Source organism: uncultured Sphingomonas sp. (assembly GCF_964243315.1).
GTDB lineage: Bacteria > Pseudomonadota > Alphaproteobacteria > Sphingomonadales > Sphingomonadaceae > Sphingomonas.
Genome location: NZ_CAXTEM010000002.1, coordinates 41,895 through 55,979 on the forward strand (window position 1 = coordinate 41,895; position 14,085 = coordinate 55,979).

General features: G+C 65.6%; 13 protein-coding genes. 7 read left to right on the forward strand and 6 right to left on the reverse strand.

The annotated features are described in order from the left end of the window. Positions 1-223 precede the first annotated feature (223 nt). Complete coding sequence (locus ACFE77_RS00910) at positions 224-2,461, reverse strand: CheR family methyltransferase (RefSeq protein ID WP_375419735.1); 2,238 nt, start codon at positions 2,459-2,461, stop codon at positions 224-226. Between the two features lie 175 nt (positions 2,462-2,636). Between ACFE77_RS00910 and ACFE77_RS00915 the strand changes: the two genes are divergently transcribed. From ACFE77_RS00915 to ACFE77_RS00930, 4 genes are all read left to right on the forward strand, one after another. Continuing rightward, positions 2,637-3,392, forward strand: coding sequence for an HWE histidine kinase domain-containing protein (locus ACFE77_RS00915; protein WP_375419736.1), 756 nt, complete (start codon positions 2,637-2,639; stop codon positions 3,390-3,392). A gap of 6 nt (positions 3,393-3,398) precedes the next feature. After that, positions 3,399-4,139: a Crp/Fnr family transcriptional regulator gene (locus ACFE77_RS00920; RefSeq protein WP_375419737.1), complete on the forward strand. Its 741-nt coding sequence runs from the start codon at positions 3,399-3,401 to the stop codon at positions 4,137-4,139. A gap of 87 nt (positions 4,140-4,226) precedes the next feature. Then, positions 4,227-4,466: a DUF6894 family protein gene (locus ACFE77_RS00925; protein WP_375419738.1), complete on the forward strand. Its 240-nt coding sequence runs from the start codon at positions 4,227-4,229 to the stop codon at positions 4,464-4,466. Positions 4,467-4,615: 149 nt separating this feature from the next. After that, positions 4,616-5,470, forward strand: a complete 855-nt coding sequence (locus ACFE77_RS00930) for a manganese catalase family protein (RefSeq protein WP_375419739.1) — start codon at positions 4,616-4,618, stop codon at positions 5,468-5,470. 72 nt (positions 5,471-5,542) lie between these two features. Here ACFE77_RS00930 and ACFE77_RS00935 read toward each other — a convergent pair whose 3' ends face one another. Further along, the gene (locus tag ACFE77_RS00935; RefSeq protein ID WP_375419740.1) at positions 5,543-7,738 is read right to left on the reverse strand and encodes an ATP-binding protein; all 2,196 of its coding nucleotides are present in this window, start codon (positions 7,736-7,738) and stop codon (positions 5,543-5,545) included. Positions 7,739-7,855: 117 nt separating this feature from the next. Here ACFE77_RS00935 and ACFE77_RS00940 point away from each other — a divergent pair, with 117 nt between their 5' ends. After that, positions 7,856-9,343 carry a deoxyribodipyrimidine photo-lyase gene (locus ACFE77_RS00940; RefSeq protein WP_375419741.1) on the forward strand — a complete coding sequence of 496 codons (1,488 nt, stop codon included), beginning with the start codon at positions 7,856-7,858 and terminating at the stop codon, positions 9,341-9,343. A 187-nt stretch (positions 9,344-9,530) separates the two neighbouring features. Here the strand turns inward: ACFE77_RS00940 and ACFE77_RS00945 are convergent, their stop codons facing one another. The 4 genes from ACFE77_RS00945 to ACFE77_RS00960 form a co-directional block, all read right to left on the reverse strand. After that, positions 9,531-9,902, reverse strand: a complete 372-nt coding sequence (locus ACFE77_RS00945; RefSeq protein WP_375419860.1) for a tRNA-binding protein — start codon at positions 9,900-9,902, stop codon at positions 9,531-9,533. A 141-nt stretch (positions 9,903-10,043) separates the two neighbouring features. After that, positions 10,044-10,952: an MBL fold metallo-hydrolase gene (locus ACFE77_RS00950; RefSeq protein ID WP_375419742.1), complete on the reverse strand. Its 909-nt coding sequence runs from the start codon at positions 10,950-10,952 to the stop codon at positions 10,044-10,046. Beyond that, on the reverse strand, positions 10,949-11,554 hold the full coding sequence (locus tag ACFE77_RS00955) for a hypothetical protein (protein WP_375419743.1): 606 nt from the start codon (positions 11,552-11,554) through the stop codon (positions 10,949-10,951). The genes ACFE77_RS00950 and ACFE77_RS00955 overlap by 4 nt, the downstream gene beginning before the upstream one ends. Before the next feature lie 83 nt (positions 11,555-11,637). After that, positions 11,638-12,642 carry a sterol desaturase family protein gene (locus ACFE77_RS00960; RefSeq protein ID WP_375419744.1) on the reverse strand — a complete coding sequence of 335 codons (1,005 nt, stop codon included), beginning with the start codon at positions 12,640-12,642 and terminating at the stop codon, positions 11,638-11,640. Between the two features lie 301 nt (positions 12,643-12,943). Between ACFE77_RS00960 and ACFE77_RS00965 the strand changes: the two genes are divergently transcribed. Further along, positions 12,944-13,243: a hypothetical protein gene (locus tag ACFE77_RS00965; RefSeq protein WP_375419745.1), complete on the forward strand. Its 300-nt coding sequence runs from the start codon at positions 12,944-12,946 to the stop codon at positions 13,241-13,243. A gap of 118 nt (positions 13,244-13,361) precedes the next feature. After that, complete coding sequence (locus ACFE77_RS00970) at positions 13,362-14,069, forward strand: hypothetical protein (protein ID WP_375419746.1); 708 nt, start codon at positions 13,362-13,364, stop codon at positions 14,067-14,069. Positions 14,070-14,085 lie beyond the last annotated feature (16 nt).

Genomic DNA, 14,085 nt, shown 5'->3' on the forward strand with positions numbered 1-14,085 from the left:
ACGGAGTAGCTCCCTTCAGGGAGCGTATCGAAGCGCAGGTTCCGCGCGCCAACCTGTCCTTCGATACGGGCTCTCGATACGCTGCTGACGCAGCTACTCGATCCCTACTCAGGACGAACGAGGTAGGTAGAGCTTCGTCACTTAAAGTCGTTCGCTACCAAGTTGATACGCCATGGCCCTTCCCCTTGAGGGGAGGGGAGAGCAAAACCTGCTCTAGCCCCGATCACTCCGTCGCTAGCGCCTGGCGATCGCTGATGTCGTGGACGATCGCGACCAGGATCGGCGGGTGTTCGTCGGCGAAATACTGCATGCAGATCTCCGCGGGATATTTCCGCCCGTCGCCCGCCCGGATCACCGTCTCGAACACCACGTCCGCCTTAGCGCCCGACATCAACGGCGCGAGCAGCGTGCGCACTTGGCCGACGTCGATGCCGGGCAGCACGTCGGTGAAGCTCATCAACGCCAGTTGCTGTTCCGAATGGCCGAGCTTGCGCTGCGCCCCTTCGTTCGCGAGCATGAAGTTCAGCGTGATCGGATCGAGGAAGTAGATCTCGTTGAGCGCGCGGCCCATGATCCTGCCGAGATACCGCCCGAACTCGTCCTTGCGATACTCGTTGGTCACGTCCTGCATGACCAGCACGGTGCCGTGGTTGCGATTGTCTTCGTCGAGCAGGCCGGACACCGTCACCCGGCACAGGATGCGACGCCCACGCCGGTCCATGCCCTCCAGCACCTGTTCGACCTGCTCGTCGTCATTATTCTGCACCTTGGCGATGGCGTCGCGCAGCAAATGGGTCGGCAGCCCGATATCGAGCGCGCCAAAGTTGGTTCCCCCGACCTCCTCCGCCCGCAAGCCCCAGATATTCTCGCTCCACCGGTTCCAGCTCTGGATGGTCTGCTTCTGGTCGAGCACGATGATGCCGCCGTTCATGCTGCGCAGCACCGATTCGAGGTGCAGCCGGTAACCCGACGCCTGCTCGGCCTGGATCCGCAGTTCCTCGTTGACCGATTCCATCTCCTCGTTGCTGGACCGCGCCTCCTCGTTCAGCGTCTCGAGTTCCTCGTTGGTCGACTGGAGCTCCTCGTTGGTCGTCTCCAGTTCCTCGTTGGTCGACTGAAGCTCCTCGTTGGTGGTCTCCAGTTCCTCGTTCGCCGACTGCAGCTCCTCGATGGAATTCTCCAGGCTCTCCTGCGCGGTTTCCAGCTCGCGTTGCAGCGCGTGCATCTCGGTCATGTCGGTGAACGATAGCAGTACCGCGTGGATGCTGCCGTCGGCACGGGTCAGCGGCCGCAGATCGATCGTCAGGCGGATCACGTCGGTCTGGGTCTGGCGATATTCCTGTTCCTCGAGCCGCAGCCCGCGGCGCGTACGGAACACCTCCTCGATCGGGCCGCGCAATTCCATCGGCCGGTAGGAGATCGGCAGGTCCTGGAACAACCGCCCGATGTCCGCCTCGCCGACCCCGAGGAGGTGTCGCGCGGATCGGTTGGCGAGCGCGACCGCGCCGGTCTCGTCCACCACCAGCAGTGCCGTGGTGGCTTCGTTGATCACCGCTTCGAGCAGTTGTGCGTCGGGCAGCGGCGCTTCGGCGCTCCGGGTGCGGCCTGCACCGAAGGTGATGCCGTTCGGGCGGCGCCAATCCTGGGGCACCTTGACGAAGATCCGGTGCTTCGTCTCCACCGCCTTGAACAGCGGCGATCGCGCCAGTTGCGTCTCCGCCTTGCCGAGGAACAGATAACCGTCGCCGCTCAGCGCGTAATGCAGCCGCGGCAACACCGACGACTGCGTCTCCGCCTCCAGATAGATCAGCAGATTGCGGCATACGAGCAGGTCGATGCGCGAGATCGGGGCGTCGTTGACCACGTTGTGCCGGCCGAAGATCACGCATTTGCGCAGCTCGCGCTCGAACACATAATGGTTGTTGGTGCGCTCGAAATACTTCTCGAGAAGTGGTGGCGGCACGCCTTCGACGTCGCGCGGCGTGTAGGTGGCGAGGCGCGCGGCCTTCAGCGCCTCTTCGTCGAGATCGGTCGCGTAGATCTTCACCCGCCGGCAGAATTCGTGGATGCCGAGCGCCTCGGCGAACAGCATCGCGATCGAGAACGGCTCCTCGCCCGACGCACATCCCACGCTCCACACCCGGATCGGCTTGTCGGGTTCGGCATTGGCGATGAGCGTGGGCACCACCTGCGTCTTCAGCACCTCCCATGCATCGGCATCGCGGAAAAACGACGTAACATTGATCAACACGGTGTTGAGCAGGTCGTCGAATCCGGCGGGATCGGCCTCCAGATGCGATTGATAGCCGCTGAAGCCGTCCACCCCGACGGCCTCCATCCGCAGCGTGATTCGCCGCATCAGGCTGGTGCGCTTGTACCCGCGGAAATCGAGCCCGCGGCTCTCCTGGATATGCCGCAACAGGGCTTCGAATTCGGGGTCTTGGGGGGTCGTGTCAGCCATGATGTCGCGATGCTCGAAGCCTGTCGCGTTCGGTGCTACGCGCTTGCACCCGCTTCCACCAATCGTAATTTCGGACCAGCCCGACCGTGCAATCGTCCCAACCTGCGTTGTCCTACGGCACCCGAACGCCGCGCACGCGTTTGAAGCGCCGTCATGACTCCTTGAGGTTGCGGTAATGGACGATGTGTCCGGCCCGGGTGCCCCGTCGGATGACGATGGGGGCGCACCGCGCATCGTGCGGCTGGAAGAACAGTTGGCCGCTCTGCGCGCGGAGCTTCGTGCCGCGCAGGAACGCGAACGTCAGCTGGCCGGCGCGTTGCAGAATCGGGTTCGGAACAACCTCGCCGCGCTTCGCTCGATCTTCTCGCGAACCGTCGATGCCGGCACCGACCTCGTCGACGTCGCCGATCATTTCCGCGGACGAATGGACGCGATCGGACGATACCAGCTCGGCGCGGGCGATTTCGCGCTCCGCGGGTTCGATCTGGATGCGATCGTTCGCGACGAACTAATCGTCTTCGCGACCGATCAGGCGCGGATCGACATCGGCGGTCCTCCGGTCCGCCTCAACGACCGTACGGCGGAGGCGCTGGCGCTCGGGGTGCACGAACTCGCGACCAATTCGATCAAGTTCGGCGTGCTCGGCGACCCCGGCGGCAGCGGCAAGCTGAGCGTCCGCTGGACGGTGCACGACGCGCGGCTGACCTTCGTCTGGCACGAGACCGGCGTATCGGTCGTCGCGCCCGCACCGCTACCCTATGGCTTCGGGCGCGAGTTCATTGAACAGGGGCTGCCATACCAGATCGGCGCGAACACCAGCTTCACGCTAACCCCCGGCGAAGTCCGCTGCGTCATCGAATGCGATCTCGACCGGCAAACATCGTCAGCAAGCGACGGATTCATGGATCGAAACCCGTCGATGCGCGATTAAGCTAGTATGAACGTAGCGGAATCCCTGGCGACGATCGATCATCCCGCACTCCGGCGGATCGCGGCGCTCGCCCCCCTCGGCGCCGACGAGCGCTCCCTGCTTCACACCGCAATGACGCGGAACCTGCGAACCGTCCCGGCCCGTCGCGATCTGGCGATCGAGGGGCGACCCGTCGATCAGCCGCTGATCGTTCTCGAAGGCTGGGCGTTCCGGTCGCGCATCCTCAACGATGGTCGCCGGCTGATCTTCGACTTCCTCGTGCCCGGCGACCTGATCGGGTTCTGCGCGCACAAGAACCCGCTCGCGATGACCACGATCTCGACGCTGAACCCGGTCACGGTCTGCGTCGCGCCACAGCCGCTGGACGACAGCGTCGGCGAAGGTCTGGCCGAAGCCTATGCGGTCAGCCACGCGCTCGAACAACGCTATTGGCTGCGGCAGATGACCCGGCTCGGTCGCCTGACCGCCTATGAACGCGTGATCGATTGGGCGCTCGAGATGTTCGAACGCTGCCATGTCGGCGAGGCGGTATGGCCGACGTCGCTGCGCCTTCCGATCACGCAGGAGGTGCTCGGCGACACGCTCGGATTGACCAGCGTCCACGTCAACCGAACGTTGAAGGCTTTGATGCGCGACGGCCTGCTGCAGATCGCCGGTGGCAAGTTGACCCTGCTCGATCGCGAACGCTGTACGCGGATCGCAGGGATCCAGCAGGCGCGGGTCAGCGGCGCCAGCCTGTACCGGTGAACACAGCGGTTAGTTGCCCAACATAGAGCAAGCCAACGGCTGAAGCTCGTTGTAAGCACTCGGCTTTTCGGGTCTGCTACGACATCTATGGAAACTTATTATCTGAGACTGGTCGGCCCCAATCGCGACCGTACCCCGATCGAAACCGATGGGCTCGAAGAAGCCCGGAACGAAGCGGTGCGCTATCTGGGCCGCTTCCTGTCCGAACATCCGGGCTTCGCCGAGGAAGGACATTGGCAGCTTAACGTCGAGAATGCGTCGGGCCAATCGCTCGTCCACGTCATCATCGCGACCGTCGTCCCCCGCGGCAAGGCCGCCGCGCCGTAATCGCAATATCGCCAATCACGCGACTGGTCCGCTAGCAGCGGTTTTCATCCAAACCTATGTGAAGACTGGCGAATAATCAGGATAGTACCGGAAAACGACGCGTTGTGCGCGGGTCATCAACATCGGTGGCGTGGCAACGGAGAGACCCGATGTACTATCACGACAAGCGCCTGCAATATCCCGTGCAGGTCACCGAACCCGACCCCGCCTTTGCCCGGATGCTGCAACAGGCGATCGGTGGCGTGGAGGGCGAGATCCGCGTCTGCATGCAGTATTTCTTCCAGGCGTGGGGCAACCGGTCGCCCACCCCCAAATATCGCGATCTGCTGCTCCATACCGCGACCGAAGAGATCGGCCATATCGAGATGCTCGCCCATGCGGTCGCGCTCAATCTCGAAAAGGCGCCGGCGCATCTTCAGGAAGAAGGCGTGAAGGACAGCATCGTCGGTGCCGTGATGGGCGGTGAGAACCCGCGTCACAGCATCGAAGGCATCATCCACAAGAACCTGTTGTCGTCGGGCATGTCGGCGATGCCGATCGATTCCGACGGCGTTCCGTTCGACATGAGCCACATCTATGCCAGCGGCAACATCGGCGCCGACATGTACGCCAACGTCGCCGCGGAGAGCACCGGCCGCGTGCTGGCGGTCCGCCTGTTCAACGCCGCGCATGACGAGGGCATGAAGAAGATGCTCCACTTCCTCATCGCGCGCGACACCATGCATCAGCAGCAATGGCTTTCGGTGATCGAGGAATTGGGCGCGGAGGCGGTCAACCTCCCCATTCCGAACAGCTTCCCGCAGGATATGGAAGACCAGACGCACAATCACGATTTCTTCGTCACGTCGGTCGATGGCAGCTACCCGGAAGGTCGCTGGACCACCGGCCCGACGCTGGACGGCAAGGGCGAGTTCAGCGTGTTCCGCTCCGAGCCGATGGGCCAGGAGCCGATCCTCGGCCCCGCGCGCCCCGATAGCGGCGCCCAGGCGGCACAGATCGCGTAGCCATGCGGGCGCGGGTGGGCGAACCGTTCACCCGCGCCTTCGCGGGACACATGGATATTCCGCGGCCCAACCCTAAACCGTCGTCAGCGCCTCCAGGCTCGCCGCAAGCTCGGCCGCGCGGAACGGCTTGGACAGCCGTGGCAGATCGGGCGGGATCCCCTCCGCCTCGGCGTAGCCCGACACGATCAGCACCTTCATCTCGGGCGACAGCGCGCGCAGGCGGCGTGCGAGATCCGCACCGCTCAGTCCCGGCATCAGATGATCGGTGATCAGCAGGTCGGCAATGGCGCCACGATCGACCATCTCGAGCGCCTCTTCCGCGGACTGCGCTTCGACGACCTCGTACCCCATTTCCTCGAGCATCCCTGCGGTGCTCATCCGTACCAGCTGTTCGTCGTCGACCAGCAACACCCGCCCGCGAGCGGTGCGCTCCTCGATCGGGCGCAATGCCTGGCTGTCCTCCGACAGCGCCATCGCGCTGAGCGGCAGCCACAGCGTCACCGTCGTGCCCTCGCCGACGATGCTGTCGATCGCCAGTCCGCCGCCCAATTGCGACGCCAGCCCATGAACCATCGACAGCCCGAGTCCGGTCCCGCGACCGATCCCCTTGGTCGAGAAGAACGGCTCGACCGCACGCGCCAGCGTCGCCGCGTCCATGCCGGCGCCGGTGTCGCTTACCGCGATCCGCACATAATGCCCGCGCCCCAGCCCCGCCGGATGCGCGCCGTACACGCTCTCGCGCGCGGCCGCGATCGTCACGGTGCCGCCTTGCGGCATCGCGTCGCGCGCATTGACCGCGAGGTTGAGCAGCGCCATCTCGAGCTGGTTGGCGTCCGCAACCGCCGGTGGCAGACCCGGCGCCAGATCCTTCCGGATCAGGATCGTCGGCCCCAGCGTCGATCCGATCAACTCGCCCAAGCCGTCGATCACGGTCTCCACATCCACCGCGGTCGGCTGAAGGGGTTGTCGCCGCGCGAAGGCGAGCAACCGCTGCACCAGCGTCTTGGCGCGTTCGGCGGACTGTAGCGCCCCGTCGATTAGCCGGCGTTCGCGATCGCTGCCGATCTTGCGCCGCACCAGCATATCGAGCGAGCCGATGATCGGCGTCAGCAGATTATTGAAGTCATGCGCGACGCCACCGGTCAGCTGCCCCATGCTTTCCAGTTTCTGGCTCTGCCGCAGCGCCTCCTGTGCCTGGAGGAGTTCTGCGGTCCGTGCCTCGACCCGTGCCTCCAGCGTCTCGTTGATCTCGCGGAGCCGCGCCTCCGCCCCGACGCGCTGGACATGTGCCCAGCAGCGCTCGACGATCGACTCTACCAGCGCGACCTCGTCCTCGCGCCAGTCGCGCGGCGTGCTCTGGTGCACCGCCATCATCGCGACGAGCCGCCCCTGCTTCACCAGCGGGCAGCAGACGATCGCGCTGATCCCGATCGACAGGAACATCTCCCTGCCCTCGCCCATCGCGAGTTCCGCGGCCATGTCGCGGATGATCAGCGTCTTGCCGCTCCGCATGTCGGCGGCGGCGCGTGGCCCGAACAGGTCGAGGCTGTACGTGCCCGCCGAACTTTCCAGCCCCGGCACGGTATAATCGTCGCGGATGATGAACCGGTCGCTGTCGGCGTCGACATCGGCATAGGCAGTCCGCGATGCGTTCAGGTGCAGCGCGAGATGCTTGGCCGCCGCCCGCATTGCGCTGCCGGCGTCGGTCGAGGCACGAAGATGCTCGTCGAGCTCGCCGGCGAAGCGCAGGCGCGTTTCGCTCTCGCGTAGCTGACGTTCCGAGGCCACGGCGTTGGTGGTCTCCGTCGCGGCACAATAGAAGCCGGTCGCTTCACCGGCCTCGTTGCGGAGCGCGGTGTAGGAGAAGGTGAAATAGCCCATCGGCGAACCGGGCCGCTCGGCGAGCGCGATCGGCAGGTCGACGAAATGCTGCGCCTGCCCCGCCATCGTCGCCGCGACGATGGGCTCGAAATCCTTCCAGATCTCTGCCCACAGCAACGCATAGGGCGCGCCGAGACCGTCCGGATGCTTGTCGCCGACGATCGGGAGATAGCCGTCATTGTACAGCGACGTCAGCTCCGGGCCGAACGCGATATAGACCGGCTGTGAGGCGCCCAGCATCAGACCCACCGCGGTCTTCAGCTCGCTCGGCCAGTGCGCGCTGGGGCCGAGCGGCGTAGCGTCCCAGTCGAACGCCCTGATCGCCGCGCCCATGCCGCCGCCGCCCCGCAAGAACGGCGGGATCGCAATGTGTTCGTCGGTCCGCACCATTCCTCGCCTTCGTGTAATCCGCACCACCTGCCGCATCGACCACGCCACCGCAACAATGACTGTTCGGGGCGACGGCATCGGCAACCGGTACGACCGCGCGGGTGTTCAGCTCCCATGTCATCCGATCTCCCCCGCTCGCTCGCGACCTGGACCGAACTGCCGCGCGTCCGCCGGCTCAACGATGCGCCCCTGCGGCCATCCGGGCGCTACGTGCTCTGCTGGCTGCAACAGGCGCTGCGTGCGCGCGACAATCCGGTGATCGACGCGGCCATCCGGCTCGGCAACGAGCTCGGCCTGCCCGCGCTCGTCTATCACGGCCTGCGCGAGGATTATCCGTTCGCGTCCGATCGGCTGCACCGCTTCATCCTCGGCGCGAGCCGCGATGTCGCCACCGGCTGCGAAGAGCGCGGGCTCGCCTGCATCCAATATGTCGATCGCGCCGAGAAGCGGGAGAAGGGGCTGGTCTATCGCCTGGCGGCAGACGCCGCCGCGGTGGTCCTCGAAGACCAGCCCGCCTTCGTCGCGCAGTGGCAGGCCGAGCGCATCGCCGCGAAGACCGGCACCGCGGTGTTCGCGGTCAACGCCGCCTGCCTGGTGCCGCCAGCCGCGCTCGATCAGGGCGTCGGCACGACCTCCGCGTTCCGCCGCCGCCACGAGAAGGCACGTGCGGACTGGACGCAGTCGCACGACGAGGCACCTAGCGAGCCGCCCTATGACGGCCCGCTCGCCTATGATCCCGATCGACTGGTCGGGGTGGACGACGCAAAGCTCGACGCGTTGATCGCGACGCTCGACATCGATCACGCACTGCCGCCGAGCGAGATGCTTCCGGGATCGCGCTACGAGGTCCTGCTGCGCCTCGATCGCCTGAAGCGCGAGGTGCTGCCCGCCTATGCCGAGGCGCGCAACAACGCCGCGCGTCCCGAGGGCGCGAGCACCCTGTCGCCCTACCTTCATTTCGGCGTGGTCGGGCCGCGCGAGGTGATGGCGGCGATCGAGGCGAGCGACATCGCCGCGGACAAGCGCGCCAAGTTCGCCGACGAACTGCTGACCTGGCGCGAATGGTTCCACTACAAGGCGCGCACGTTGCGCGTCCCCGAAAGCTATGCGCGCATTCCGAATTGGGCGCGTGGCCAACTGGAGACGCATGCGCATGATCCACGTCCCGAGCAGGAGACGCTCGACGCGCTGATCCACGGCACCACCCGGGACGAGACCTGGAACGCCTGCCAGAAACAATATCTGGTCGACGGCTGGATGCACAATAATCTGCGGATGTATTGGGCCAAGCGGATCATCGCGATGACCCCCGACCCGCGCACCGGCTGGGCGACCGCCTGTTATCTCAACGATCGCCTCAGCCTCGACGGCCGCGACCCGTCGACCTACGGCAACCTCGCCTGGGCGTGGGGCGATGCCGCGCCCGGCTATCGCGACAACCCGGTCTACGGACTGGTCCAGACCCGTACCGATCGATCGATCAGGGACCGTCCCGGCGGGCCCGAATGGATCGCCAAGACAGCGGCAAGATCCGCGCCACGGCTATCCGTGCCCGCGCGCGCGCCGGAGGACCCGTATCTGAGCGAGAAACTGCCGATCTGATCGTGTGGCTAAAGCATGATGACCCACCCACACCATTCGTCCCGAGTAGCCGTCGAGTAGCCCAAAGGGCGTATCGAGGGATGCGTTGGCGCACGGAACCTGTACCTCGATACGAGCTCTCGAGATGGCTCTTCGAGCCTATCCGCTGTCTACTCGGCACGAACGGGCGAGGTAGATGGGTGCGGGGTCAGAACAAGCGGCCGCCGTCCGGCACATGCAGGTCCGGTGCGACCAGCACCACCGCGCCGTTCTCGTCGGGAAAGCCGAGCGTCAGTACCTCCGACATGAACTTGCCGATCTGCCGAGGCGGGAAGTTCACGACCGCCGCGACCTGACGACCGATCAGCGCGTCCGCGGTGTAATGCTCGGTGATCTGCGCGCTCGATCGCTTGGTGCCGATCACCGCACCGAAGTCGATCGTCAGCTTCAGCGCCGGCTTGCGCGCCTCCGGAAACGGATCGACGGCGACGATCGTGCCGATCCGGATATCGATCTTGAGGAAGTCGTCGAAGGCAACCGTCTCTGCGATCGGCGCCGTATGGTCGTGGGTCACGTGCATGCCGGTCCGATATCCGATCGCGCCTGCCGGCTCCAGCATCCACGCCATGCACGGGCACTGACGGCTACACGCTTTCGCGAGCAGGTTTGTTCTCCCCTTCATGGGAGGGGCTATGGCGTACCAACCTGTTTGCGAACGACGCTAGCCGGCAGGCCTCGGCGGAACCGGGTACAGGATGAAGTCGTCCTGCCGCTGAATCGTCGGCGGCGACCCCTCCGCATCGGCGACCTTCTTCAGCGCGCCGATCGCCGACGTGGGCAGTGCCAGCGCGTGTTCCGCCGGGTGCGCGGCGGCCTTCATCGCATAGTCCTGCCCTGGCGTTGTCGTCATCTCGATATGCGCGCCGAGCAGCGCGCGGATCGGGTGCGTGGCGGCGAAGGTAGCGAGCCGGTCCGCGCTCGCGCGAAAGGTCGCGATATGATCGGTGGGGACATAGAGGCGACCGGCGTAGAGCATGTCGCCCGAGAACAGCAGCCGGGTCCGCGCATCGTAGATCATGATGTGCGCGGGTTCATGACCCGGCGTCGGCACGATGTCGAGCATTCGACCCCCAAGGTCATACCGGCCGATCCGGCGCGGCCAATCGCCGATGCCGAAGAAGGCCGCGACATCGGCGGGCTTGAGGCCGACCACCTCGGTGTCCGGACGGTCGCGGAACTCGGCGTCGCCCGCGTGATGGTCGCCATGGCCGTGCGAGTGCGCGACGATGAGGTGGATCGCGCGGCCGCCGTGCTGCGCCCGCCAGTCGGCGATCAAACGCTCGACCGTCGGACGGATTGCGAGGCCACCGGCGCCGCTGTCGATCAGCAGCGCGCGGTCCTTGCCGAAGAGCAGGTAGAGGAACGGCGCCTCGAAGTTCGTCTTCACGGACTGGCGGATGACGAAGCTGTCCGCGTCGATGCGCTGGACCTGGGCCTGCGGTTCGGTGGCCGCGGTGCCGTCGATCCAGGGGGCGAAGCGCGGCCCGACACCGGCAGGCGCGGCTGCGACGAGCAGCGCCCCCGCCGCCCCGATCATGCCGGCACGCCGAAGCGCGCCGACCCGGCTCATGTGCACAGCAACCTCTTCCTGAACAGCGACTTCACCAGCCGGTCTTCGAGGATCCGTCCGATGACGTAAAGCGTCGCGAACATGCCGGCCAACACATAGGCGGGCGTCGGCGACGGCTTCTTCTTCCCCTCGCCATCCTTCTTCTTCTTGGGCTTCTCCGGCGCAGGGGCGCCCAGCGCCTTGTCGATCGGGTTCATCGGCAGCGCCGCGAGTTCCGGCTTCTTGGCTGCTTTCTCGGCCTTGGCCGCGGCCGCCGCCTTCTGCCGCTCGCCGACCACGATCGTCAGCTGTGCGAAACCGATGAAGAGCAGCGGCGCGAGGAAACAGAACAGCAGCGCGCGGCTGATCAGGTGGTAGCGCAACACCGTGCCGGCCGGACCGTCCTCGATCTTCAGCGTGCCGCTGTCGAAGATCGACATCTTATCCTGTGCCGCCGCGTCCTTCTTGCGGAAGACCAGCATGTCGTCGGCCCGGTCGTGACTGGTGCCGGTCTGGCGGAATACGGGATCTAGTCGATCGAAGGCATCGGCGCGCGATAGGTCGGGTGCGAGCGCCAGGCTCCCCCTGACGTGCCAGATCCAGTCGATGAAGCGTAGGTTCACATGATCTCCTTGCGGTGTGTCATCCCGGCTCCTTGCCGCCGCCGCGCGCGGATGAACGGGCGCCATCAGGGCGGCACCGCGCATCACTCGGCGGGTACCGCCATGCCCTCGTCGGAATGCGACTGTCCCATCCGTCCGAACCGCGCCTTGATCGACTTCCAGCCCTCGGAGAAGGGATAGACCATCGTCTCCTGGATCGACATGCGCCGTCCGCCTTCCATCCCGAGCAGCTCGGCCTCGCCATCGACCGCGGTGCCGAACATCCGGTCGATGATGATCCACGTGCCCGAATAATTGCTGCGGCTGGCTTCGAAATCCTGCGAGTGATGGACGCTGTGATGCTCGGTGGTGTTGAACAGGAAGCGCCACCACCGCGGCGAATTGAAGCGGACGTTGACGTGCTGATAGGTCCCGACCGCAAGCCCGAAGGTGCCCGCGAGCAGCGCCGCGCGCGGCAGGAAGTCGAAGAACCCGCCGACGCCGAGCCCGATCAGGAACAGCTCGACCGGATTGCCGACCGCGCCCTTATTGATGTTGAGCTGGGTGATATAGTGATGCGGCGCGTGGGTGATCCACAGCGGATGCCAATTATGCATGCCACGGTGCATCCAGTATTGGCCGAAATCGAACGTGAACGAGATCAGGAACGCCTGCACCAGCAGCGGCAGCGTCATGAACCAGGTCAGCTTGTCCCAGTGCATGCCTTCCTGCAGATACCCGGCGATCGCATCGCTGCCGATATAGCTGTCGACGATCCGCAGCACGGTGTAGCCGAGCCCGACATAGAAGAGGTCGGTGACCGCCTCCTTCCAGGTCAGCCGCCAGCTGTCGAAGCGGGGGTTCACCCATTCGAGCGCCAGCAGCAGCGCCTTGAACCCGATGCCGATGCCGATCGCGGTTGACGCCTTGGCGATCGAGTTGGGCGCGTAATACCAGAAGGCGATCAGCGCGAACAACATCACCGGCTGGAACCAGGTGAAGAAGAATTGCTTCAGCGGCCCGCCTTCGATCTTCGGAAGGTTTTCCCAGCCTATGGTCACCGGCGCCTGCGCGCCGATCACCCTTTTGCCTACGCGGGTTCCGTTCATACCTGCCTCACGAATCGTTTGTGGGCGTAAGCTATTCAGAACAAGGCCGCGGCGTCATACGTCATTGAACGTACGCTCGCTCATGGCAGCCTGCGCGTGCCCCGGATCGCATCGGAAAAGCAGCGAACAGCACCGTTCCGCGACCGTCTCATCGTGGGATCGAGTCCGGCCGCACCGGCGGTCGATACGGAACCGAACCAGTTCGTCGTCGTATAATAGACACCTTCCGGCTCTTGGCGTTTGCCAATCCGGGGAGCCATGGCCCTCGTTGGTGGGTCATCAACAGCGTAGAGGTGAGTATATGAAGATCAATCTTGCAGGGCGTTCGGCATTGGCCATGCTTCTGGTCGGGTCCACCGCACTCGGCGGATGCGCCACCAAGGGCTACGTCAACGAGCAGATCGCGACCGTCAATTCGCGGATCGACGGCATGGACGGCCGGCTTCGCACCGTAGAGGGCACCTCGGGCCAGGCGCTCAGCCAGGCACAGGCGGCAGCCGGTCAGGCGCAGCAGAACGGCCAGCGCATCGATCAGATCAACAGCCGCGTCGACGGCATCGAGCAGCAGATGCAGCAGCGGCAGCGTAAGCCCCGCGGGTGATCGACCGGTCGCGTAAGAGTCGCGCCGACGGACAGCTCTGCCGATCAAGGCGGCAGTGCCCGTAGCTTCGTCGCGCGTCGTCGGTAGCCTATGCCTTGCCGCCGCTTGGTGGCTGGGCATGGCGACGCCGTCGGCAGCGCTGGCGGCGAAGACCGCGCGCGTGACCGCCAAGCCGGCGCCACGCGATGCGCCGCCCGCGCAGCCGCCAGCGGCGGGCGGTCCGGTAAAGACCGAGGGCGACCGGCTCGCGATCATGGCGGTGCAGTCGGAAGCGGCGCGGCGGATCGCCGCCTGGGTCGTCGCCGCGCGTGACAATGGCGGTCGTCCCTATGTGGTGATCGACAAGCCGACCGCGTCGCTGCTGCTGTTCGACGGCAAGGGCGTGCTCGTGGGTCAGGCGCCCGTCCTGCTCGGCATCGGCATTGGCGACGATTCGACGCCGGGTGTCGGCGGGAAGGAACTCGCGGACATCGGACCCGCCGAACGAACCACCCCCGCCGGGCGCTACATCGCGAAGTTCGGTCGCGCCTTCGGCAAGCAGCGCGTGCTCTGGGTCGATTACGCCAATTCGGTGGCGCTGCACGCGGTGATCACCACCCACAAGGCGGAGCGCCGGATCGAGCGCCTGCTGTCGCCCACGCCCGACGACAATCGGATCAGCTTCGGCTGCATCAATGTCGGCTCGCGTTTCTATGCGAACCAGCTCAGCCCGATGTTCCGCAAAGCGGGCGGCCTGGTCTATATCACGCCCGATACCAGGAGCCTCGACGACGTGTTTCCCCGCGTGCGCCTGCTACAGTATCTCAGTCAGGCTCGCACAAATTGAACGGCGCGCCGTTCGG